This window comes from Pinibacter soli, assembly GCF_029961145.1.
GTDB lineage: Bacteria > Bacteroidota > Bacteroidia > Chitinophagales > Chitinophagaceae > Pinibacter > Pinibacter soli.
This window is the reverse complement of sequence record NZ_JASBRG010000007.1, coordinates 1,155,829-1,179,543: the sequence shown is the minus strand read 5'-3', so window position 1 is coordinate 1,179,543 and position 23,715 is coordinate 1,155,829. Positions and strand designations below refer to the sequence as shown.

General features: G+C 42.2%; 16 protein-coding genes. 12 read left to right on the top strand and 4 right to left on the bottom strand.

Features of this window, described 5'->3' with window-relative positions:
• Window positions 1-330 precede the first annotated feature (330 nt).
• The gene (locus tag QJ048_RS15455) at window positions 331-1,068 is read right to left on the bottom strand and encodes a LytR/AlgR family response regulator transcription factor (RefSeq protein WP_282335297.1); all 738 of its coding nucleotides are present in this window, start codon (window positions 1,066-1,068) and stop codon (window positions 331-333) included.
• Entirely contained in the window at window positions 1,046-2,152 is a 1,107-nt protein-coding gene (locus tag QJ048_RS15450; protein ID WP_282335296.1) for a sensor histidine kinase, read from the bottom strand. The genes QJ048_RS15455 and QJ048_RS15450 overlap by 23 nt, the downstream gene beginning before the upstream one ends.
• 235 nt (window positions 2,153-2,387) lie before the next feature.
• Between QJ048_RS15450 and QJ048_RS15445 the strand changes: the two genes are divergently transcribed.
• The 8 genes from QJ048_RS15445 (at window position 2,388) to QJ048_RS15410 (ending at window position 13,922) form a co-directional block, all read left to right on the top strand.
• A complete protein-coding gene (locus QJ048_RS15445; protein ID WP_282335295.1) occupies window positions 2,388-3,593 on the top strand; it encodes a TlpA disulfide reductase family protein in 1,206 nt (401 codons plus the stop codon).
• A gap of 285 nt (window positions 3,594-3,878) precedes the next feature.
• On the top strand, window positions 3,879-5,270 hold the full coding sequence (locus QJ048_RS15440) for a Kelch repeat-containing protein (protein ID WP_282335294.1): 1,392 nt from the start codon (window positions 3,879-3,881) through the stop codon (window positions 5,268-5,270).
• A 98-nt stretch (window positions 5,271-5,368) separates the two neighbouring features.
• Entirely contained in the window at window positions 5,369-8,530 is a 3,162-nt protein-coding gene (locus tag QJ048_RS15435) for a SusC/RagA family TonB-linked outer membrane protein (RefSeq protein ID WP_282335293.1), read from the top strand.
• A gap of 19 nt (window positions 8,531-8,549) precedes the next feature.
• On the top strand, window positions 8,550-9,980 hold the full coding sequence (locus QJ048_RS15430) for a RagB/SusD family nutrient uptake outer membrane protein (protein WP_282335292.1): 1,431 nt from the start codon (window positions 8,550-8,552) through the stop codon (window positions 9,978-9,980).
• Window positions 9,981-10,033: 53 nt separating this feature from the next.
• Window positions 10,034-10,840: a thioredoxin family protein gene (locus QJ048_RS15425; protein WP_282335291.1), complete on the top strand. Its 807-nt coding sequence runs from the start codon at window positions 10,034-10,036 to the stop codon at window positions 10,838-10,840.
• A 184-nt stretch (window positions 10,841-11,024) separates the two neighbouring features.
• Window positions 11,025-12,191, top strand: coding sequence for a TlpA family protein disulfide reductase (locus QJ048_RS15420; protein ID WP_282335290.1), 1,167 nt, complete (start codon window positions 11,025-11,027; stop codon window positions 12,189-12,191).
• Window positions 12,192-12,371: 180 nt separating this feature from the next.
• Window positions 12,372-12,875 (top strand): SRPBCC family protein, encoded by a 504-nt coding sequence (locus tag QJ048_RS15415; RefSeq protein ID WP_282335289.1) that lies wholly within the window; start codon window positions 12,372-12,374, stop codon window positions 12,873-12,875.
• 171 nt (window positions 12,876-13,046) lie between these two features.
• The gene (locus QJ048_RS15410) at window positions 13,047-13,922 is read left to right on the top strand and encodes a hypothetical protein (RefSeq protein ID WP_282335288.1); all 876 of its coding nucleotides are present in this window, start codon (window positions 13,047-13,049) and stop codon (window positions 13,920-13,922) included.
• Between the two features lie 5 nt (window positions 13,923-13,927).
• Here QJ048_RS15410 and QJ048_RS15405 read toward each other — a convergent pair whose 3' ends face one another.
• Window positions 13,928-14,383 (bottom strand): YqgE/AlgH family protein, encoded by a 456-nt coding sequence (locus QJ048_RS15405; protein WP_282335287.1) that lies wholly within the window; start codon window positions 14,381-14,383, stop codon window positions 13,928-13,930.
• Between the two features lie 95 nt (window positions 14,384-14,478).
• Window positions 14,479-15,630: an acyltransferase family protein gene (locus tag QJ048_RS15400; protein WP_282335286.1), complete on the bottom strand. Its 1,152-nt coding sequence runs from the start codon at window positions 15,628-15,630 to the stop codon at window positions 14,479-14,481.
• Window positions 15,631-16,125: 495 nt separating this feature from the next.
• Here QJ048_RS15400 and QJ048_RS15395 point away from each other — a divergent pair, with 495 nt between their 5' ends.
• The 4 genes from QJ048_RS15395 (at window position 16,126) to QJ048_RS15380 (ending at window position 23,581) form a co-directional block, all read left to right on the top strand.
• Window positions 16,126-19,200: a SusC/RagA family TonB-linked outer membrane protein gene (locus QJ048_RS15395; RefSeq protein WP_282335285.1), complete on the top strand. Its 3,075-nt coding sequence runs from the start codon at window positions 16,126-16,128 to the stop codon at window positions 19,198-19,200.
• Window positions 19,201-19,218: 18 nt separating this feature from the next.
• Complete coding sequence (locus tag QJ048_RS15390; RefSeq protein ID WP_282335284.1) at window positions 19,219-20,874, top strand: RagB/SusD family nutrient uptake outer membrane protein; 1,656 nt, start codon at window positions 19,219-19,221, stop codon at window positions 20,872-20,874.
• Between the two features lie 323 nt (window positions 20,875-21,197).
• Window positions 21,198-21,947 carry a rhamnogalacturonan acetylesterase gene (locus QJ048_RS15385; protein WP_282335283.1) on the top strand — a complete coding sequence of 250 codons (750 nt, stop codon included), beginning with the start codon at window positions 21,198-21,200 and terminating at the stop codon, window positions 21,945-21,947.
• Between the two features lie 5 nt (window positions 21,948-21,952).
• Window positions 21,953-23,581 carry a glycoside hydrolase family 43 protein gene (locus QJ048_RS15380; protein WP_282335282.1) on the top strand — a complete coding sequence of 543 codons (1,629 nt, stop codon included), beginning with the start codon at window positions 21,953-21,955 and terminating at the stop codon, window positions 23,579-23,581.
• The last annotated feature ends 134 nt before the right edge of the window (window positions 23,582-23,715 follow it).

The following is a 23,715-nucleotide window of genomic DNA, read 5'->3' as shown; positions in this document are numbered from 1 at the left end:
GAAAGCACGCAAGTGACGCTGATTCGTTTCCTTAGGAATAATATTCCCGGGCGGGATTGCTTCGACCCATTCCTTACATTTCAGGAATATTTCCTTTTACAATCTCCACTCTCCGCAGGGTCTCGCAATGACGGCGCTACCATTTTGAACTTAAGGCTACAACCTGTTACTGCTGAATTCGAGAGTGGCACGTCATTGCGAGCCCTGTGGAAAATGAATGGTTGAATTATAAAAAGTAAAATAAATAAAAAAGAACCGGGCGAAGCAATCTCAACAGAAGATATATCTGTAAGGAAACGGGGTTGACTTCTAATTCCTGATTTCTAGTTCCTAAAAATTCCTGTACTGCTTATCAATAAACTGATGAAATTCTTCTCTGTAAGTTTCTCCAATCGGCAGTTCGAACGTATGCACACGAACAGTACTGCGCTCAATCACATCAACATAATTCAAAGAAATGATAAACGATTTATGAATGCGAATGAATTTATACGGACGCAGTTGATCTTCAAATTTCCTAAGATTTTGCAATACCATTACTTTACCTTTTGTAGTGTGAATGATAACATAGTTGCCTGAACCTTCGAGATAGTAAATGCTATCGAGCATTACTTTGATCATCCGGCTATCGGATTTGACAAAAATAAAATCGTCCTTTTCCGGAGAAAGCAATTGCGATGATTGCGCAGGCGATGAGCTTTGTTCGGCGCCGCTGATGGAGCGAACTTTTTTTACGGCACGTTCAAATCTTGCAAAAGAGAAAGGCTTCAGCAGGTAATCAACCACGTCCATTTCATAACCCTGCAACGCAAAATCAGGATAGGCAGTTGTTAAGATCACATTCGTGTGTTGAGGCAATCTTTGCGCAAGCGCAAGGCCGTTGATGCGACTCATTTGTATATCGAGAAACACAAGGTCGAATTGTATTTTGCCAGCGCTTATGTCCTGCAGGGCTTTTGCAGGGTCTTTGTAAACCTGCACCAATTCAAGGTCGGGAATGCGCTTGGCATATTCAGTAATGACGCCGAGTGCATTTGCTTCATCATCAATCGCGATGCATGTTATCATAAGCTAAGTCAATTTGAAGTTCTGCAATATATTTTCCTTCTTCCTCCTGCAAAGAAATGGTATGGTGACCGGGATACAGCAATGAAAGCCTGCGTTGCAGATTTGGTAAGCCAATGCCGCTTGTCGCATCTTTTACTTTTCCTTCGTCAATTACATTTTCTACGCGATATAAAAGTTGCTTGTTTTTAATTTCGATCAGCGCTGTGATGGGAATTTCCTCTGTGCCCAATTGTCCGTGTTTACAGGCGTTTTCAAGGAAGGTACTAAGTATCAGCGGCGCGATAAGGCATTCTCTTCCAGGTTCGTCTATATCTGTATTTAGTATGATCACATCATCAGTGAAACGGAAAAGATGGAGTTTGATAAATTGTTTCAGGTACTCAATCTCTTTGTGCACCGATACCTTTTCGTCTTTATTATGTAAAACATAACGCAGCAGGTCAGAGAGCTCCAGCAAAGCATCTGCTGTTGATGCAGATTGAATGAGTGCGAGGTAATAAATATCATTGATGGTATTGAACAGGAAATGCGGATTGAGTTGATAGCGGAGTAATGCAAGTTCAGCGCTTGTTTTTTCCTGTTGTAAAATTCTTGTCTCTCTGTCTTTCACAAACCAGTCTCTCATATAGGCGTAACCAATTCCCAGCAGCATATACACCAGCATACCTACCGTAGACCACAACCACGCAATTGGCGATAGCTGCAACGTAGCCATTGCTACCGATTTTCCGCCCAGATTAGCGATGGGTTTGAATGGCCTTGTGGGCGACAGCAGCCATCTTTGCCCTGCAAGGTCCACATTGGCAAGGACAAATATTATTACAGGTACAATAATAAGAAGGGGATAGAATCTTCTTTTAGCAATAAAGTATGGAAAGATAACAAATGCACCGAGTGACAATGAAAGGAAACCATTGCAATGGATAAAGAACCTGCGCATTATGACAATATGCACATCGTTCACTTTCAGCAGTGTTCCCGACAAAATATAGAACAGGAACCAGAAAGCCTGGAATATCAAAAACAGCATCACAATCTGCCTGATTTTGCTGCCTGAAGTCGGTTGTATATTGGTTAAAGGCATACTGCAAATTATCTATTTATATGAAAGCTGCAACATTTTAGGGATCAAATCAGGAATCTAAAGTGGTGGGAGGCGTTCACGTATTTAATTGGGGTGTTCACATATTAGACTCAAAACAGAAATAATAATTTGATAATTATGTACTGTCAATAGGGAAGTAAAAGTAAAAAGTAAAAAGTAAAAAACTGGAGCCGCTATTTTGACTTTTGAATTTTGATTTTTTAAAAACAGCCTGATGAAATTTTATACAGCCGCCATAATATGCAGTTCACTTGTAGCGAGCGCCAGTGCGCAAAGTAAGATCATTTTCAAAGGAAAGGTATCCGGCGATACCAAAGGATACAATAACGTGTTCACCTACACCGGTCACACCACGAAGGATACAGCGATAATATCAGATGGCGCTTTTTCCATAGAGTTGCCGTATGAAGGACCTGTGCTGCAATTGTTCTATGACGAGTATGATATCCGCAACAATGGAATGTACCAGCCCTACGGTGTGTTGATCGACAAACCGGGAACCTATTACCTTACTACCGACATCACAAAAGGTTTTCACAGTACAAAGGTCACAGGAGGTAAAACGCCAGAGCTATATCAGTCTTATAATGATCAACAATCAGCTGCATTTAAGAAAGTGAATCAGCAGCTGGAGAAAATTTATGGTAAAGGATGGCTGCCCGAGACCGATCCGAATGCTGCGGCATTGAGCAAAAGCAGGGACTCACTGCAAAAGGCGATTATTGTTCCAATGATCATGTCGTTTGTAAAAGAAAATAAAGACAGTTACGTGTCGGCCTTTGCAGTGGTCGGTTATGCAAGAAACATGATGAGTGTTGATGAGCTTGAAAAAACATACGCAATGTTTTCCCCGGCTGTTAAAAAAACAGATGATGCAAAGAGAGTAGCCAACTATATACAGGGTTTGAAAAGCTCTGCCATCGGTGCCACGGTGAAAAACTTTACAGCCGTTTCTCCTGAAGGGAAGCAATTTGATTTCGCTTCGCTAAAAGGAAAATATGTGATCATCGATTTCTGGGCCAGCTGGTGCAGCCCCTGCAGACAGTCGTTTCCGCACATGCGCGAAGTGTATAAAACGTTTAAAAGCAATGAATTTGAAATGCTGAGCATTTCGATTGATAAAGACAAAGCTGCATGGTTAAAAGCGGTGGCGCAGGAAAACAATCCATGGATACAAACGCTGGATGATAATTCCGTAGCAGATAAAGGTTTCGCCATCACCGGCGTACCCACAACATACCTGATAGATCCGCAAGGAAAAATATTGCTAAAAGAAGTAGGTTTTGAAAGCACAAAGAAAGGACCAATGGAACTGAAGCTCGAGGAACTATTCGGAAAATCTGTACCCGTTGCCACCACGCAGAAAAAAGAAGAAAAGAAAGAAGTAATGAAAGCGGTGCCAATGAAAGCCATGCAATAGAAAAGTAAAAAGTAAAAAGTAAAAAGTAAAAAGAGTTTCACCATACGCGGTCTCTCTTAGTGTGTCTTAGTGCCCTTCGTTCCTTAGTGGTAAATGTTGGACCTTGCTTTAACAAGCAGTTGAGGTTCATTTGAGAGCCGCCTGTTTTGACTTTTGATTTTTAACTTTTGCCTTATTCAACGTCCCTCTTAACATTTATTGTTTTTGCCATTTGCTAATTCTCTTTAAAAACGGGAACGGGAACTCCTGCGCCTGTATTTTTTGAAAATAAAAAACAACAAAACTATGCTGTCTTATTCCTCCCAAAGCACCCACAGAGTGTTGGGCATTTTCCTGATTGGTACAACATTGCTTGCATCCTGCAAAAAAGATGAAGCAAAAAGTAATCTCGCCGGTTTAAGCGAATTCAGTATTAAAGATGTGAACGTGAGTTTCAAGATTGATGAAACCAAGGCAACCATTGAAAACACAGATAGTTTGCCATTTCAAACAAATGTTTCTTCACTCGTTGCCATCTTTAAAGCAGTGCCTAATTCTACCACCAAAGTGGGTGAAGTGGTGCAGGTTTCGGGCACCACAGCAAATAATTTTTCCTCTCCGGTAATGTATACTTCTGTTGCACAAGATGGTATAACAAAACGCAATTACACAGTAAGGGTAAACGTTGCCAAACTTGATCCTAAAACAGTTGCATGGCAGCAGGCAACAGCCAATGGCGGCTGGGGGCCTTATCGCACATCCACTGCAGGATTCTATGGCGGCAAGCTTTGGGTAGCAGCAGCGGAGAGCGGTTCATTCGGTGTGTTTAACTCCGGATTGTGGTCTTCTGTAGATGGAATCACGTGGACAAAGGTGACTGCGAAAGACGATGCAACGAACAATGTTCCTTACGCAGAGCGCCAGACAGGTGTGTTTGGATTTAATAATAAAATGTGGCTGGTTGGTGGTCTGGTTCCCGGGATCGGTTTCAACTTCAGCAATGTTACGAACAAGGTATGGAGTTCTACAGACGGTGTTTCCTGGACGCTTACCACACCGGCTGCAGGCGCTACGATATGGTCGGCCCGCGAACGTACAGCGGCAGTTGTGTTCAATAGCAAATTGTTTGTGATTGGCGGAAACGGTTATCCTGCATTCGGTAACGCAAACTCCCCGGGCACTGCATTGAATGATGTTTGGAGCACCACAGACGGTGCGACATGGACAAAAGTTACTGATGCTGCGGCTTTTATAGCAAGAACGGAGCCAGCCGTATTTGTTTACGATAACAAAATATGGGTTGTTGGCGGTAGAGACAATTCAGGCAAATTGCTGAATGATGTGTGGAACTCTACCGATGGTGCGAACTGGACGCAGGTAACAACTACACAGGTATTTACGGAAAGATGGGGACACAAAGTGATTGTGTACAAGGACCAGTTGTTCCTGTTTGGCGGCGAGGTAAATTCGACCGATGCCTCCAGCGAATTATGGATATCTGAAGACAAAGGTGTGACCTGGAAAAAAGCTTCTGCAGGTGATGTAAGAGCGTTGCCTTCCAGCATTGCCGGACGTGCACATTTTAGTTACTTTGTGAACAATAACACCATTTGGATCGTGGGCGGACAAGCGTCGATGCCGGCGGCGGGCACCTACTCATTTATCAACGATACCTGGAAAGGCCAGTTCCCTGAATAAGTAATTAAAACAAATATTGCTGATGACATCTCCATATGTCATCAGCAATGTTCAACTGTATTTTCTATTTTAATAACCATTAATGACTGCACGTGGATATGGCTTTGAGAAAAAAAATACGCAAACATATTCTGTATCTCGTTGCAATATCGTGCATAGCTTCGATGTCGCACGCACAGGATACGAAGTCCGCAACCCGCAAGGTTGAGGGTACTGTTAGCTCAGAAAAAGATGGTGCTATAGTTCCCGGCGCTTCTATCAGAGTAAAAGGTTCTAAGAAAGGCACAACCAGTGATGAGAACGGGAAATTTCATTTGCTTGTACAACCAGGTGATACACTTGTGGTAACAGCCGTTGGTTTTGCAAAACTTGAAACCGCCTGCAACAAGAATGTCTTTCAGGCACTCAGGCTTTTGTCCGCGAGTAAAGACATGAATGAAGTTGTGGTAGTGGGCTATGGCAATGAAAGAAAAAGAAACATCACCGGTTCCATTACTTCCATAAGTGGGGACGAGTTAAATAAGGCAGCAGATATTTCATTCGATAACGCAATAACCGGAAAAGCTGCAGGCGTAAACGTGTTGTCAAGTTCAGGCGTTCCGGGCTCTGCGACAGCCATTACTATTCGTGGTTTGAGCACATTGAATCCTGACGGCAACCAACCGCTGATTGTTATTGATGGTATGCCAGTGTACGGCTCGGGAAAAACTACGAACACAAGCACTTTTAAAAATTCAACCACAGCCGCGGCAAGTTTTGGCGGCGTGAATGTGAGCAACAATCTTACACCGGAACAATCATTTGAAAACAATCCGCTTGCTTCTTTAAATCCCGCGGACATTGAGTCAATCGAAATTTTGAAAGATGCGTATGCCACATCAATCTATGGTTCACGCGGTTCTGCCGGTGTTATTTTGATTACCACTAAAAAAGGCAACAGGGGAAAAACATCTTTCAACGTTCGTTATACGGCCGGAGCAGTTCAGCCGATAGGAAAATATTCATTGCTTAATGGCCCGCAGTACAATGACATATACACAACGTACTACAAAGAACTGGGTTCAACTAAAATTTTCAATTCACCTTACAATACTAATTGGCAGGACGAAGTAACACGCACCGCTTTTACACAACAGGCAGATGTATCAATGGCCGGAGGAACCGATAAGGCGCAATTCTTTATTAGTGGTTCATACACAGATCAGCCGAGTTATGTGATCAACAATGATTATACCAGGTACACAGGAAGAGTAAATGTAAATTACCAGGCATCGAAAGCTATATCGCTCGGTGTAAACATGTCGATGAACTATTCAGCCAATTCGTCAATGAATGCGCCGGCTATTTACCGCGCCGCCATTACGAAAGCACCGAATCTTCCCGTAAAAGATTCAACAGGGAAATATTACTACGGCATTGGTACAAACCCTTACGGAAAGTTAGATGCTAATCCGGTAGCAGATGCCAATCTGAATACGAATACGCTAAACGTTTCGGATGCATTGGGAAATATCTTTTTGCAATACAAGCCTTACTCATGGCTCAATTTGCGCTCTGAGTTTGGTACGCAGTTTACCAACTCAAATGCCTATACAAGAAGAGTGAAACTGCCAAGCGGCTTTGGCGACGATGCTGTACAAAGCACTGCGAACAACAGAAAGATCGTTGTAAACAACACCATTACTTTTCTTAAAACTCTAGGTGGCAGTCACTACATCAATGCCATCGTGGGTCAAAGTTATGAGCAGTCAAATGAATCGACTACCGGCATTGGCGGTTATGGTTTTTTCAACGACAACATCAGGAGCATAACTGCGGCAAGCAGGAGGTATGTATCATCTGCATTGAACCAGAAATGGGCGCTGGTGTCTTATTTTGCGAGAGCCAACTATGAGTTTAAGAATAAATATCTTGCCGGCATCACTTACAGAATTGACGGTTCATCAAGGTTTGCAAGCAACAACAGATATGTTGGGTTTCCATCATTCTCTGCAGGCTGGCGCTTATCGCAAGAGTCATTTTTGATGAATCAAAAATGGATCACCGATCTTAAAATACGTGGTAGTGTTGGCTATTCCGGAAACAACAGCACGACTTCGTACTATGGCAGCCAGGGACAATATACGATCAATAGCGACAACATCACTTATGCGGGAACTCCGATCTTGCAAATGCAGCAACCGGATAACCCAAATCTAAAGTGGGAGAGAACGAGATCTGTTGATATCGGTTTGGATGCATCGTTGTTCGACAGCCGCCTGACCGTGGTGTTTGATTACTATCAGCGCCGCATCAAAGACATGATACTAAGTTCAGCCGTTCCGCTATACCAGGGCTGGACATCGCAGCCGCAAAACATCGGCGATATGATGAACAAAGGATTGGAATTGACGATCACCAGCGATGTGATGAGAAGAAAGAATTTTTCATGGGCACTTAATTTCAACATTTCACGCAACACCAATAAAATTATTAAGCTCAATTTTAGCGGTGAAGAAGTGGGCCTTGCAAATGATGCCTACAAGTACATGAAAGAAGGGGAGCCCGCTGCGCAATTCTTTTTGTACACATGGCAGGGCGTAGATCCAATGACAGGTAATCCTTTGTGGAACGATAACAAAGGCGGCGTTTCCACCATACCTCCGGCTTCGCTGTTTGCTGTAGTTAATGATGTGAATGATTTCAGAAAACCGTACGGAACAAGTTTACCTGATTTCTTTGGTGGCTTGGGAAACACATTTACTTATAAGAACTGGGAGCTGAATGCATTCCTTTCATTTTCTTACGGGGGAAAAATGATCAACGGTGCAAAAGCGAGCCTTCTTACTTATGCCACCGCGGATGCTGCGAATTTAAGCACAGATATAATGGACCACTGGTTAGTGCCCGGTCATATTACGGCAATTCCAAAATTGGCAAATGCATCCATTACAACATCACCGGGATCGGCAGCGAGTACAATGGATTTTACCACTAGCAGAACAATCAGTCGTTTCCTGGAAGATGCATCATACCTGCGTTTGCGCACACTTTCACTCGCATATAATGTGCGCACTGATAAGCTGATGCATGCGACAAAAAATACAGTACGAACCATTCAGATATTTGCGAGAGCAACCAATTTGTTTACCCTTACAAAGTACACTGGCCTGGATCCTGAAGTGAATGCATTTGGCTCATCGGCGCTGCAATCGGGCTATGATGAAATAACGATGCCGCAAAACAAAATGTACCAGGTTGGTTTCAATGTTGGATTGTAGATTTTAAAGAGAAGTAACCATGACAAAAAAAATATTTTACTTACTGCTTTTTGGCGCGGCAATCTCCATGATCGCCTGCAATAAAAAGCTGGACATATCACCGGAAAACACATTGGTAGATAAGGATGTGTTTGCTACATCAAGCGGTGCAGAACAGGCATTGATGGAAGGCTACTACAATTTGTTTGGCTCTGCCACACAATACATCGCTTATACTTTCGGTGACTTCAGCACCACAACACTGAATCATGCGATTAATTATGATGCTTATGTAAAGGGCACAGCATTGCCCACGGATTATAGTGTTGTAGGAATGTGGACGGAGTATTTTCAGACAGTCAATATCGCCAATAACATAATCGATAAAATTCCACGCTTTGGTCAATTTGAGCAGGCAAAGGAAGATCAGTTCATAGCAGAAGCAAAATTTATTCGCGCCTATGCTTATCTTGATTTGCTCAAGTTGTACGGAGACGGTGCCCTGACAGGCAAAATGGATGGATTGGGTTTGCCGCTGCAATTAACGCCATTCCAGGGTTACAAGACAGGGCAGGTAATACCACGCTCTACCAATGGCGATATTTATAACAGCATTGTAAAAGATCTTACTGAAGCGGCCGCTATATTACCTGAGAAACAGGCAAATGATCTCAACACAAGATCACGTGCCACAAAAGGCGGAGCCAATGCTTTGCTTGCAAGATGTTATTTGTACATGGGAAAATTCAAAGAAGCGGGGGATGCTGCGAAGGCAGTACTTGACGAGACGGGCACCTATTCGATCGTCAATAATCTCCTGCAGCTGTTTCCTGCAAATCCTTCCGGAGCAGCGCAAAATCTTACAGCCGAGCACATACTTGCATTTCCCGTGAGCCAGATGGTGGGCACAAGTACATCAGTTAGCAATAGCGTTGGTTCCACTTATTATTACAAACGCGCATTCTGGATCAATAAAAATTTCATGAGCGAGTTTGAAAGCGGTGATCTGCGTGTGAGCCAGTTGATGTTTAAAGGAGATCAGATTTATAACACAGATCGCCTCAATGATTACACGACATTCAAGTTCAATAATCAAAACAGCAGAGACAATGTGCCTGTAATACGATTGGCGGAAGTAATGCTCGTTCGTTCAGAAGCTTTGGCAAGAATACAAGGCGTAAATGCTGAGTCCATCACATTGCTTAACACAATACGTACCCGTTCACTGCCGAACGCTACACCGTTGACCAGTGCTGATTTTGCGAACGCGAATGCATTGATAGAAAAAATATTGCAGCAGCGAAAATTTGAACTGGCTTTTGAGGGGTTTTATCGCTACGATTTAATACGCACGGGAAAACCTTTGCAGTCGCCGGATTTGCCGGAGGCGAAAAAAGTATTGCCAATACCGCAAAGCGAAATTGATATATCTAATGGTCTTATAAAACAAAATACAGGATACGCACCTTAGTTGTTCTTTACTCTTAACAATTTGATTCCATTTAAAAACAAAAAATGAATTGTATGAAATTTTTTGACCGGGCCCTTATGCTCGCAGGTTTAGTATTTGTTTCTGCGAATAGCTTGTTTGCCCAAGACTCTATTCGTTTTCAAAACATTGGTTTTGATGAGGCCGTAGCGAAAGCGAAAAAATATAATAAAGTTGTTTTTGTTGACGTACAGATGGCAAAGCCTTCTCCCGTCAATTTGCAAGCAGATAAAGATGTTTTTACTGCAGATTCGGTTGCGCGTTATTTCAACGATCACTGCATCAGCATCAAAATGAACATGACAACAGAAGAAGGTAAAAAGTTTGCGCCGCATTTAGCTATGCTCATGTATCCGGCTTATGTTTTTTATGCTGGAAATGGCGATCAGCTTGATTTTACAAACGCAGGCGTAGTAGTGAAAGATCCAGCCATTTTGATGACTAAGGCACGTAGCTCGATGGCTGTTGCAAAAGTTAAAAACGACAACAAAAGATCCATCACATTCACTGAAAGCAATTGGGCTTCTATACTCGCACAAGCAAAGAAAGAGCACAAGCTCGTGTTTGTAGATGCGTACACACAATGGTGCAGACCTTGCATCATGATGGCGAAAGATGTGTTTACGCTTGATGTCGTTGCCGACTTTTACAACAAGAACTTCATCAATGTCAGCCTCGACATGGAGAAAGGCGAAGGTCCTGCGCTTGCAAAAAAATACAGCGTGAACGCCTACCCATCTTTCCTCTATATCGACGGCGACGGTAAACTCGTATCCCGCGATGGCGGCTACCAGGAAGCAGATAAGTTTATTGATGCGGGAAAGAAAGCGATAGGTAATTAGGAATTAGGAACTAGGAGTTAGGAAATCTCTTAGTGAAACTTAGTGGCCTTAGTGGTGAGGAAAAACCCCCAATTAATTTGAGTTCATACAACAGTAAAAAAGCCGGTGGGTGAAAATCCCGCTGCGCGACTTGCTATGCCTCAATGTTTCAATGCATACAAATTAAAAGTTCAAAATAAACAAAATGAAAAAGTTGTTAGTGGTTGCTGGTGCATTGCTTGCCATCAGCGCGTTACAGGCGCAAAAGAAAGTTGCGAAGAAGTACATCGTCATTAAAGGGAAAGTTCAGTTTATTAATCGGGCCCCTTATACTTACTTAAATAAGGTATGGCTGAGCAAAAGCAAAGGCTGGGATACAATAACCTACGATTCTGTAGACGTTGCAGCTGATGGCACCTGGCAGTTGAAAGTAGATGCAACCGTGCCTAGTATATATACCGTCGACATCGTGAAGTGGGACAGAGTAACGGTGTATACAGACTCATCCATGACGATCAATTCACGCGGTTACGATACCGCAAAAATTAAAATAAAAAATCCGCCTTACATCTTTGTAGAAGGTTCGGCAGACAACAACTTCATCAATCTTGTTGATCACATTGTTTACCGCAATTATCAATCAATGATTGCAGATAGCAGGGAAATGTATGAAGCCGGCAAAGCGGGAGATTCTCTGTGGTCCGGCTATCTTAAGAAGAAAGATCCTTATAAGGGGCTTGCCGACGATTTTAAAGACAGGCTGAAAGTGTTGATACATGCCTATCGCAATCGTCCCGTGGTAGTGTATGGACTTGGTATGCTGAACTGGGAAAAAGACCAGGATATTATCATGCCCATTCTTGCTGATTTAAACAAGCGCTACCCATGGTTCAAAGATGGCGTGCAAATGAAGGCAGACATGGAAGAAAAAATGGCCAAAGCAAATTCGCTTAAACCAGGGATGCCGGTGCCTGTTATTTCTTACCCGGATAATAATGGTGTAATGCAAGGACTTGAGCAATATAAAGGAAAGTATGTGCTGATCGATTTTTGGGCAAGCTGGTGCGGTCCGTGCAGACAAGCAATTCCTAAAGTGAAGGAGTTGTATGAAAAATACAAAGAAAAAGGGTTTGATATCGTGAGCGTTTCAATAGATGACAACAAAAAAGCGTGGACGAAAGCAATGGAAGAAGAAGGAATGCCATGGAAGCAATTGTTAAGTCCCGATAAAAATGCAACGATGAAGAACTTCCTTTTCTCTGGCATACCAACGATTTACCTGATTGACAAGCAGGGCAAAATTGTTAGCAAGTACAACGGTTTTTCTGCAGATTCAGCAAAAGAGATTGAGAAGGTTTTGAGTAATGGATAGGAGAAATTGAAAGTTGAAAATTGAAAATGGTAGGGGCGAATCGCATTCTCCTCTCGTAGAATCGCGTTGAACGCGTCTCTCTTAACACCCATGCGCTGCTAAATTCGAGTTGTTATGATTGATTCATTCATTTATTTATTGCTCTTTCGCTTTAGCCAATAGAAAAAAAACTACATTCTAATGATGCATAAATATTTATTGATCGTATTTTTTTGCGTAGCTAATTATAGTTGTTCGTTTGCACAGATGCAAGCAGCGCAAAAAACAAGTTGGGATTTTGATACGACGGTTAAATTCAATAAACCTGTTCCGGCGCTGTGGGATGCAATTAAAGATCCTGCGAAATGGGCAACGATAAGTAATGGCTACATCACATCTATCGATGCAAAAGGAGAGGCGCAGAATTTGAAACGTGAAATTACTTTTGCCGACGGAAGTAAAAGAAAAGATGAAGTGACGCAATATCAACCGGAATATAAATTCATCGTGCTAAAGGTCACCGATCCGGTTCCAGCATCTATAACGACCAACACGCTTGCATTTCATGCGGCAACAGAAGGAGAGGGCATATCAAGCCTGCATATTTTCTTTAGAGCAGAAGGCGATGAAGCGCAAAAGGCAGGTTTGATAAGTGCGTTGAGGAAAGAAATTGCGAATTATATGGAGGGGTTGAGGAAGAATTGAAAATTGAAAATTGAAAGTTGAGAATGAAGAAAGAAAGCCTGATCGAACAACTCATTTTCAACTTTCAACTAATTTCCTGCTGCGCGAAAAAATCAGCGCAAACCAGTCAAATCTGTGTCATCTGAGTGCTCTCTCTTCGAAAGTTGCTATATTGAGTGCATAAATAGAAAAATGGATTCCAGACTTATTTACGAGGCAAATAAAAAAGCGATAGGCAAAGTTGATTGGGTGAGACAAGCGGATTCAGAGTGGGTCTATTGTGGCGTAAAGGAAGATTTTAAGAATGAGCTTATAGCATCTGAGTTCAATGAGTTTTTTAATGAGGGTAGTTTCTATTTTTCGAAAACACGAAAAGATTCTTTTGAGTGTGCGAAACCTGATTTGATGAAGCATGTTGAAGAGTTGATAGGTGTTAGCGGATTTTGTATTTGGGATAAGGAGTTTAAAAAAGTAATCGAGTTTAATGCAATCGGTACATTTCGTAAAGGAGAGTTTAGTAAAGGTATAATATCGCCGCCCAAAGATTATTGGATCAAAAAGGGCTCACCTGATAAAGTGAGAGGCAAACTGGTGAAGTATAGAAAAGGAGATTGTGTAAGTATTCATTGCGGTGAAGGAAAGTATTTGGCAGTTTTTATTTCAGAGAAATTCAACAAGTACTATGATTTTACTTTGTTTGACTATCTCGAAGGTCGCCAACCAACAACGGATGATTTTATAAACGGCTATTATTTCGGCAGGTATGGCGATTCTCCAGAGAACGTATTTCCATGCGTTGAAAAAATTATGATGGACTGTCTGGAAATTGATGCAAGCCCTAATGTGGAAAAGATCGTACACTTTGAATTGACGGAGTCTTTGACGATGGGCTCATACATATATGGCAGAAGCGGAGATCTTGCTTCTCTTTTGAATGATTATAAGTCGGATATTGAAAGGCGCAGGACTAATACCGAAAATTTCAATAAGCACCCTGATGTATTTTTTATCGGCGACCGGCTTATGAAGTTTAAGGAAATAATCAAAGAAGAAGCAGGTGCCAAATAATGAAGTTACGAGAATGTCAAATCAAATGAAGTTTCTGTTTCGCTGATTCCCCAGCTTCCTTCCGCAATTTCTTCCTCTAGTTCGTTGGCATCCCAGCCACAATAGCCGATGAAAATTTTGACGTCTTTTTCTGTGATTGTTCGATCATTGATCAGCTTCACGGCAGTTTTAAAATCACCGCCGAGGTAAATGTTGTTGTGAGTCAACGTTCCGTCTTTTATTAAGTCTGGTCGCTGGTGGATGAAAAAAAGATGTTCGCGGTCCACTGGTCCGCCATCGTGTAGAGGGAAGGGCCTGATGTGTTTGAACTCTTCCAGTTCGTTGAGCTTTCGATCAAACAGTTTGTTGATCACAAAACCCATCGCACCTTTTTCGTTATGTTCTGTGATGAGTATAGAAGTGTCTTCGAAAATAGTATCGTCAAGAAGGGGTGTGCTGTGTAAAATGGTGCCTGCGTTCATATGGGCAAAGCTAGTAGAATTTGGAATGCTTAATGCTAAACGCCTAACACTAAACGCAAGCATATTTGCATTTAGCGTTAGGCGTTTAGCTTCGTCTATTTCACCGTCACCTCTGTTTCTTGTGTCACTTTAGCTGGAGTTTTCACAAACATTTTCCTATTCAGCCATGCTCTCACCGGCTCATCGTACCATTTCAAACAAGCGTAGGCAATTGCCACTGCAGAAACAAACACCAATACCGACACTGGGTAGGCTTCCTTCAGCGGAATTTTTTTATCGGATACCCAGGCCGTATAAATGTAAATAAGTGGATAGTGCGTAATATAAATGGGATAAGAAATGTCGCCGAGAAACTTGCATATTTTCTTTCCCGCATTGCTTTGTATTTCGCCACTTGCGCCCAGGAAAATGATAAGAGGAAAGATCAAAACGATGCTTAAGGAATCATATAAGCCATTCATCCATAAATGTTCCTTTGTGCCGATTCTTGGCGCTGCAAGCACAATAATGGTCAGCAGGCTGCACCACACAAATGCATTTTTGATATTGCGCAATTTAGCAACACGGAACAATAACAGTCCGCCAAAGAACGGAAACATAACCCTGCAAAATCCAATACGCAATTGCGGTGCGTCCAGCGACCAGCCGCCGATAACATCACCCTGCGTTACTGCAAGATGTATCAACGCCGCCGCTGATAAGCCAACAAGGATAGAAAGAATTGTTTTTGAAAGCTTTCTTGCGCCAAGCGCATAAAAAATGTTGACAACATACTCAAAAAATAATGACCATGCTGGCCCGTCAAGCGTATATGTTTCGGCCCAGCCGCGGATGTCCGCAGAAGGAGGCAACGGCAACATAGTGCAACCGATCAGCATTATAAGAAGCATTTTCCAAACCGGAGTTTGTTGTATTAACGGAAAAGCAGCAGATGCCTGGAAATAATAACAGATCGCGCCGATGATCATTCCCATGATAACCATAGGCTGAAGCCTTGCGAGCCGTCGTTTAAAGAAATTTCCGGTTGTCATTTTTCCCCATCGATCGTCGTAGGCATAGCCAATTACAAACCCTGAAAGCAAAAAGAAAAAATCAACTGCGAGATAACCATGATTGATGATTTGATCCTGGTGACTGGTTGAATGCGGCTCGCACAGATGAAATGCAACTACCATAAGCGCTGCAACGCCGCGTAGTCCATCCAGTATGGCATAGTGAGGTTTTGCGGATAATGAATTCGTCTTCATGTTGGTAAAAAGTAATGTTGAGTTGTGTTAATGAAATTGCAAGATAGACATTTAGTTTTGAGTGGTAATTAATGGATTATAAGCGATTAGTGCAGCTTTTCGATGTTATTACTTGTCATCATATTTAGGTATCGGAAATTAGCTTCTCTTTATTACAGAGAAGGAGAGGATACATTTTTTACTTCTTTCTCTTCGGGAACGTTTGCGTACAAATATATCGCTCATCACTTAGCGCAAATATTTGATTTTGGTATTTTTAGCTGCGGATCAAATAACGTTTGCCAAAATGAAAATCTCTTCAATCGACCTGAGTCAAAAACTTAGTTATCACAATTTTTGCCATGAAATAAATTCCAGGCACAATACAAATGGAATTATTGTTTCATCTCCGTTTCTGTTTGTCTTCCGTCATTTTTTCCGGTTCCAGTAAGATGTTATAAGAGAGCTCAATGAGTTCACTCAAGCTTTTTAATATATACCACAACAACTACTATTATGAAACCATTACTAACGATTGCGCGGGAGCATTTGTGTAATACAAATCCCCTTCTACGAAAAGGCGCCCTACTGTTGGCAGCATGTGTGCCTTTGGTGTCATTGGCTTCTCCTACCTTTGAATTGAGCCGGCATTTGAATGTTGTCGTAACCAATTCAAATCATCCATTAGGCATTATTACCGGTAAAGTAACCGATGAAAAAGGCGAGGCGCTCGCAAATGTTTCCGTTATGGTCAAGGGCAAAAGTAAAGGCGTTTCCACGAATTTGCAGGGCTTGTATTCCATCAATGCAGATAATAATGCAGTGCTGGTTTTTTCCTTCATTGGCTACGATGCGCAGGAAGTAGCTGTGGGCGGCAGAACAACCATAGACGTATCCATGGTCACCAACAAAAAAGAGCTGGAACAAGTAGTGGTAGTGGGTTATGGTTCGGTAAAGAAGAAAGATCTTACCGGTGCCGTTGTTTCCATTAAAGGTGAAGAAGTGAAGAAAGTGGCTGGTAACAACGTAATGGAAAGTGTGCAGGGTAAAATGCCGGGTGTTGACATCGTGAGAACAAGTGGTGCCGCAGGTGCAGGTGTAAATATTACTGTTCGCGGTAATCGTTCCATCCTTGCACAAAATGGTCCGCTGTTCATTGTAGATGGTATTCAGTACTCAAGCTACCAGGATATTAATCCAAATGACATTCAGTCAATGGAAGTTTTGAAGGACGCATCATCTACAGCCATCTTCGGCGCAAAAGGCGCGAATGGTGTGGTGATCATCAGTACAAAAAGAGGAACCAGCGGAAAGCCGCATATAAGCGCCGGCGCATACTATGGACAGACACAGGTAGCCGGATATCCTAAACCAATGACAGGTCCTGAATTCGCTGACCTCAAACGCCAGGCCTATCGCACTGCCGGTGTATGGAACTCACCAGCAGATGATCCAAAGGTATTTACAAGTCCCGCAGACCTGGCAGCAGTGCAAAACGGGGTGTCTACCTACTGGCCGGGATATTTGATCAAAAACGGTTCTCAGCAGGACTATAATATTGGTGTTGCAGGTGGTAGTGAACGAACAAAAGTTTATTTCTCCGTTGACTATTTAAGAGAAACAGGTATTCTTTCCAATGACTATCAAAACAGGTACGCTGTTCGTTTGAACATTGAACAAATGCTTGCTAAAACATTTAAGGTAGGATTGGAAAGTCAGTTGACATACTACAAAGGCAACTCAAGGCAGGACGGTGTGCTAACTGTTGCCAATAAAGTATTGCCTTACTACACACCGTATAATGCTGATGGTACGCTGGCAAAATATCCTGGCAATGGTGCGCAGTTCAACCCATTAATGGAAGAGTTGCCTGGTGCCTATATCAACCAGACAAACACCACGCGTATCCTTTCAACTGCTTATGCAGAATGGAAACCAATACAAGGTCTTACGCTGCGCTCAAATCTTGGTATAACCAATAGCAATTCACGCAATGGGTTCTTTGAAAGTGCCAACACAATCGACCGTGCATTGTCTTCCGGTTCGTTATCAAGAGTGACAAATGCTTTAGGTACGGATCTTATCTGGGAAAACATTATCACTTATCAGAAAAAGTTCGACAAACATAGCTTTGAAGTAACGGGTGTAACCAGCTATATAGCAAGTAAGGTAGATAGTTCGCAGGCTTCAGGTACCGGTCAGCTGTTGCAGGGACAAACGTTCTATGCGTTGCAAAACAATCCTGCTAACGTTTCGATCTCTAGCAATTACATAGGAAGCAACCTGGCATCAGGTGCCCTTCGCTTAAACTATAGTTACGCAGGCAAGTATTTGCTGGCAGCGACTATACGTGCAGACGGGTCATCCATTTTGTCAGAAGCTAACAGATGGGCCTACTTCCCTTCTGTTGCTGCGGGATGGCGCGTTATCGATGAAAGTTTCATGAAAGGCCAACACATCTTCTCTGAATTAAAATTAAGAGCAAGCTATGGCGTTGCAGGAAACTACGCTGTACCGCCTTACTCAACGCAAAGTGTATTGATGTTGATTCCTTATGAATACAACGATAAAAGCACACTGGCTTATGGATTTAACCCACGTGCCGGTAATCCTGATCTGAAATGGGAGCTGACCAACACATTGAACCTTGGGTTTGATTTCGGTTTTTTCAAAAACAGATTGACAGGTACATTGGATTACTATGATTCAAGAACGCATGACCTGTTGCTGGCAAGAGTGTTGCCAACTACTTCAGGTTTTTCTACGATCGTGCAAAACGTTGGTAAAACACGCAATAATGGTATTGAGCTTGGTTTGTCAAGTGTGAACATTGAGAATAAAAATTTCACATGGTCATCTACAGTGACATTTACGCACAACAAAGAACAGATTGTTGACTTAGTAGGCGGCCAAAGTGATATCGCGAACAGCCTGATTATTGGCTCTCCGGTTAAATCATTTTATGATTATGATAAAATAGGTGTCTGGCAAACAGCTGACTCTGCGTTGGCTAAATCATTTGGATACAACCCGGGCGACATCAGAGTACGGGATATTAGCGGTCCTGGGGGCAAGCCGGATGGAAAGATCGATGCAAACAATGATAGAAAAGTTGTGGGATCAGCGGTGCCAAGATATACAATTGGTTTTGGAAACGATTTGAAATACAAAGGCTTCGATTTTAACATGTTCATTGTTGCGAGACAGGGCCAGACTTTTGTTTCTGACTATGCAAACAAATTCGAACCGAACGCAATCGAAAATGGAGCTGTTGTCAATTACTGGACACCTGAAAATCCAACAAATGATTATCCAAGACCAAACTCAAAAATATCAAGAGCAGCTTTGCCATTCGCAACAACACTTGGATATAAAGATGGTTCCTTCGTAAAAATAAGAAGCATCACGTTGGGTTACACACTTCCTCACAAAACGACGGACAAGTGGCACATTAGTTCATTGCGGTTTTATGTAAGTGCTAAGAACTACTTCACAATGTCTAAAGTGAAAGACTACGATCCGGAAGGAAGCGGTTCATTCGACAGACCGTTGACAAAACTGGTTGTAGGAGGTTTAAATATTGATCTGTAAACATTTAAGAAGTTATTTATGAAAAAGAATCATCTATATATATGTTTCATTGCGCTGGCTGTCATTACTGCAGCCTGCAATAAAAAGTTACAAGAATATAACCCGAGCGGAACCACCTCTGCAACGGTTTTTAATAATGCAGCAGGTTTCGAAACACTGGTAACCGCCGCTTACAGTTACGATCGTTTCTGGTACGGAAAAGAAGAAGGCGTGAGCCTTTCAGAAATGGGTACCGATATCTGGACAAGTGGAAGCGGTGATGTGTATCCACAACTTACACAGTACAATAACCTGCAAGGTGGTAATACGGCCTCTCTTAACCTTGAGTGGGATAATTTTTATGCAGCCATCAACCTGTGTAACACAGGTATAGCAGGCATAGCTGCTGTGCCAGACTACACCGATGCGCAGAAAAAAATGAGAGAAGGAGAATTGCGTTTTCTTCGTGCCTTCTACTACTGGCACATTGTAGAAACATGGGGCGGTGTGCATTTTACAACCGTTCCTTCTGCAGGTGCGCAAACAACAGCAAACCGCACACCGATTGATAGTTTTTATCGCCAGATATTTACCGACTTGAATTTTGCTATTGCCAATCTACCAACAACAACAAGCGACTATGGTCGCGCAACACTTCCTGTTGCAAAAGCATTTTTAGCGAGAATGTATTTGACCCGCGGTATGAATGTGCAAGCTGCTGCTTTGGCAAATGATGTGATTAAAAACTACGGATTCTCCCTGCTTCCCAACTATGTTGATTTGTGGAATATGGGCAACATGGGCCCCGGCAAAAACAAGGAAGTGATCTGGGCAGTTGATTATTCAACCAACCTTTCTTACAATGACATGACAACCCCGACTTATCCTTATGGTCACTCACGCGGTTCAAACAGTGATCACCTTTTGTACCTGATGGTGTATGACCAGGTGAATAAATCAGTATTGATTCGCGACATTAATAATGGCCGTCCCTTCAACCGCTACATGCCAACGCTGTCTTATCTGAGAATGTTTAACAGAAATTTCGATTCACGTTACAATGGTTCGTTCCAGTCACTTTGGACATGCAATCAAGCAGGCGGCAGCTTCAAAATAGGCGACACTGTTTGCTGGGCTACTCCAGATACAATCAAGGATATAGCAACAAGAAAATATACTGTATATGATGCTACAAAAGTATACAAGGCTAATGGTGGATTTTTGCAAAACCTGTTCTATGTTTCTCTTTCCAAATTCAAAGATTCTACCCGTGCGAGTTTGGCTGAAGCGCAAAGTGCAAGAGATGTATTTGTGATTCGCTTAGCAGAAATGTATCTGATTGCAGCTGAAGCAAAATACAAACAAGGTGATCTTGACTCAGCGGCTTATTTCATTAACGTTGTAAGAAAGCGAGCTGCGTTACCGGGACATACAAATGATATGGTGATCACATCGGCACAGGTTAATCTCGATTTTATTTTAGATGAAAGAGCAAGAGAGTTGGGCGGCGAGCAATTGCGTTGGTTCGATTTAAAACGTACCGGCAAATTGGTTGACCGTATCAAAACGCAAAACCTGAATCCGGATGCTGCAGTGTATGTTACGCTGGATGATACCTTGCGTCCGATCCCGCAAAAACAGTTGGATGCAGTAACGAACAAGAGCGAGTTTTATCAAAACAAAGGATACAACTAGGAGTTAAAAATTAGGAGTTAGTTTCTGATTTCCGGCTTGATATAGTTATTTGAAAAAACATCGGCAAGCTTGTCTTAATTGACTAGCTTGTCGGTGTTTTATAACATAAAGGATTTAACAGAAATAGTGCTTGTTGAATGCAGAACAATTATGGGCCAGACAATAGAATAAATATTAAGCTTTTCTTGCGTCGCACTCTTGTGCTTTTTGTTCTTTATTGAGCGATATTGTATAATTGCCGCCTGATTTATTGTAGTCGGATGTTGCACGATTTTGACTTTTGATTTTTTACTTTTGAATTCGTAAAACATAAACCATAAATAATGAACAAACTTCTCGCCGTACTTTTAGTCGCACTGGTCTCTTTTAATCTGCCGCCTAAGAAAATTAAGATCTGGCTCGTAGGGGATTCAACAATGTCGGATAAATTAACAACGGCCTATCCTGAAACGGGCTGGGGCATGCCATTCAAGTATTTTTTTGATTCTACTGTTGTAGTTGACAATCGTGCACAGAACGGCAGAAGCACAAGAACTTTTCTTTCAGAAGGAAGATGGCAGGCAGTAATGGATGGCTTGAATGAAGGCGACTATGTGTTCATACAATTCGGACACAACGATGAAGTGCCGACAAAAGTAAATAGCTATGTAACGGAAGATGTTTTTAAAAGCAACCTTCAAAGATTTGTAAAAGAAGTAAGAAGTAAAAACGGTGTGCCTGTTTTATTAACGCCTGTTGCAAGACGTAAATTTGACAGCGCAGGAAATGTTGAAGAAACACACGAAAAATACGCAGCAGTAGTACGTACCGTTGCAAAAGAAGAAAAAGTATTGTTCATTGATCTGGATGAAAAAAGCAAAACCTTACTGCAACAATTCGGCGTGGAAAACTCTAAATTGCTCTTTAATCAATTGCAGCCGGGCGAACACCCAAACTACCCTGAAGGAAAAGAAGACAACACACACTTCAACGAGTTGGGTGCAAGAAAAATGGCAGAGCTTGTGCTCGCAGAAATCAGGGAACAGAAATTTGATATTACAAACAGAATAGTTCAAGGAAAAAACAAAAAGTAAAGGACGTGCGAAACAAAAAAATCATTGGTGCATTTTTAATTACCACTTTTTTATCCACCATTCAAACAAACGCTCAGGTATCAAAAGTATGGGTTTCCGATCAGGGAAATGGAACCTACAAAAACCCGGTGATCAACGCCGACTATTCAGATCCCGATGCGATAAGGGTAGGAGATGATTATTATCTTGTTGCTTCCAGCTTTGATGCAGTGCCGGGATTGCCGATACTTCATTCGAAAGACCTGGTGAACTGGACGATCCAGGGTTATGCGTTGCTGCGCCAGCCACCTTTTGATCACTTCTCTTCAACACAGCATGGAAATGGCGTTTGGGCGCCCGCCATCCGTTATCACAACAACGAATTTTACATTTACTATCCCGATCCTGATTACGGTATTTATGTGACGAAAGCAAAAAGCATTAACGGCACATGGAGCGATCCGGTTTTAGTTGAAGCCGGCAAGGGCCTGATTGATCCATGTCCGCTTTGGGATGATAATGGAAAAGTTTATCTCGTGCACGCATATGCCGGAAGTCGCGCCGGCATTAAAAGTATTGTTGTTGTAAAACAGCTGACTGCCGATGGAACTAAAGTAATAGACGAAGGCAGACTTGTGTATGATGGTCACGAACTTGATCCAACATTAGAAGGCCCTAAATTTTATAAACGCAACGGATACTACTACATTTTTGCTCCGGCCGGTGGCGTTAGCACCGGGTGGCAATTGATCTTACGATCAAAAAATATTTATGGTCCTTATGAAAGAAAGGTGGCTATGGACCAGGGGAAATCTCCCATCAATGGTCCGCACCAGGGCGCATGGGTAGATACAAAAACAGGCGAGTATTGGTTCCTGCATTTCCAGGATAAAGAAGCATATGGACGTGTGGTGCATTTGCAACCAATGACATGGAAAAACGATTGGCCGGTTATTGGAGTTGATACTGATGGCGATGGCAAAGGAGAACCTGTTGTGACTTACAAGAAGCCAAACGTTGGAAAAGTTTATCCAATCGAAACTCCAGCCGAGAGCGATGAATTCAATGGAACAGGTCTTGGTTTACAATGGCAATGGCAGGCAAATCCAAAAGCGACATGGTCGTTCATGAATACAGCAAAAGGTGCGTTGCGCTTGTATGCTACGCAAATTCCTGATTCTGCCAAGAGTTATTGGGATGTTCCTAACGTGCTTCTTCAGAAGTTTCCTGCGGAGAAATTTGTTGCAACAACGAAACTTACTTTCACCATAAATCCGAAAATAAAAGATGAAAGAACAGGTTTGATCATTATGGGACAAAGCTATGCCAGCATAGGATTGCGTTCTACAAAAGATGGCATCAACATTGTTTACGCGACATGTCGCAACGCAGTGAACGGCGAACGTGAAACAGAAAAAGTTTTGGCAAGCTTATCCGGCAAAACTGTTTACTTACGTGTATCTGTAATCGAAGGTGCAAAATGCGAATTCAGCTATAGTCTTGATGGTGAAAAATTCACCAGCACTAATGAAACATTCCAGGCAGAAGCTGGCAAATGGATCGGCGCAAAAATGGGATTGTTCTGTACACGCACCGTTGTGACGAATGATGCTGGATATTCAGATGTAGATTGGTTCAGAGTGACGGAGAAATGACTGATAACTGAATGACTGAATAATTGAATTACTGAAGTCTCACCGAATCGTCATTGCGAGCCACGGCATAGAAACAATGCTTGGGTAAGCAAAGGTTGGTTGCAATAAAAGCAATGTGGCGAAGCAATCTCAGT

Bases quoted from the DNA above. Each gene is read 5' to 3' on its own strand.
- QJ048_RS15390 (WP_282335284.1), top strand. From the start codon at position 19,219: ATGAAAAAGAATCATCTATATATATGTTTCATTGCGCTGGCTGTCATT.
- QJ048_RS15455 (WP_282335297.1), bottom strand. From the start codon at position 1,068: ATGATAACATGCATCGCGATTGATGATGAAGCAAATGCACTCGGCGTC.
- QJ048_RS15425 (WP_282335291.1), top strand. From the start codon at position 10,034: ATGAAATTTTTTGACCGGGCCCTTATGCTCGCAGGTTTAGTATTTGTT.
- QJ048_RS15385 (WP_282335283.1), top strand. From the start codon at position 21,198: ATGAACAAACTTCTCGCCGTACTTTTAGTCGCACTGGTCTCTTTTAAT.
- QJ048_RS15430 (WP_282335292.1), top strand. From the start codon at position 8,550: ATGACAAAAAAAATATTTTACTTACTGCTTTTTGGCGCGGCAATCTCC.
- QJ048_RS15395 (WP_282335285.1), top strand. From the start codon at position 16,126: ATGAAACCATTACTAACGATTGCGCGGGAGCATTTGTGTAATACAAAT.
- QJ048_RS15450 (WP_282335296.1), bottom strand. From the start codon at position 2,152: ATGCCTTTAACCAATATACAACCGACTTCAGGCAGCAAAATCAGGCAG.
- QJ048_RS15415 (WP_282335289.1), top strand. From the start codon at position 12,372: ATGATGCATAAATATTTATTGATCGTATTTTTTTGCGTAGCTAATTAT.
- QJ048_RS15420 (WP_282335290.1), top strand. From the start codon at position 11,025: ATGAAAAAGTTGTTAGTGGTTGCTGGTGCATTGCTTGCCATCAGCGCG.
- QJ048_RS15410 (WP_282335288.1), top strand. From the start codon at position 13,047: ATGGATTCCAGACTTATTTACGAGGCAAATAAAAAAGCGATAGGCAAA.
- QJ048_RS15435 (WP_282335293.1), top strand. From the start codon at position 5,369: ATGGCTTTGAGAAAAAAAATACGCAAACATATTCTGTATCTCGTTGCA.
- QJ048_RS15445 (WP_282335295.1), top strand. From the start codon at position 2,388: ATGAAATTTTATACAGCCGCCATAATATGCAGTTCACTTGTAGCGAGC.
- QJ048_RS15405 (WP_282335287.1), bottom strand. From the start codon at position 14,383: ATGAACGCAGGCACCATTTTACACAGCACACCCCTTCTTGACGATACT.
- QJ048_RS15440 (WP_282335294.1), top strand. From the start codon at position 3,879: ATGCTGTCTTATTCCTCCCAAAGCACCCACAGAGTGTTGGGCATTTTC.
- QJ048_RS15400 (WP_282335286.1), bottom strand. From the start codon at position 15,630: ATGAAGACGAATTCATTATCCGCAAAACCTCACTATGCCATACTGGAT.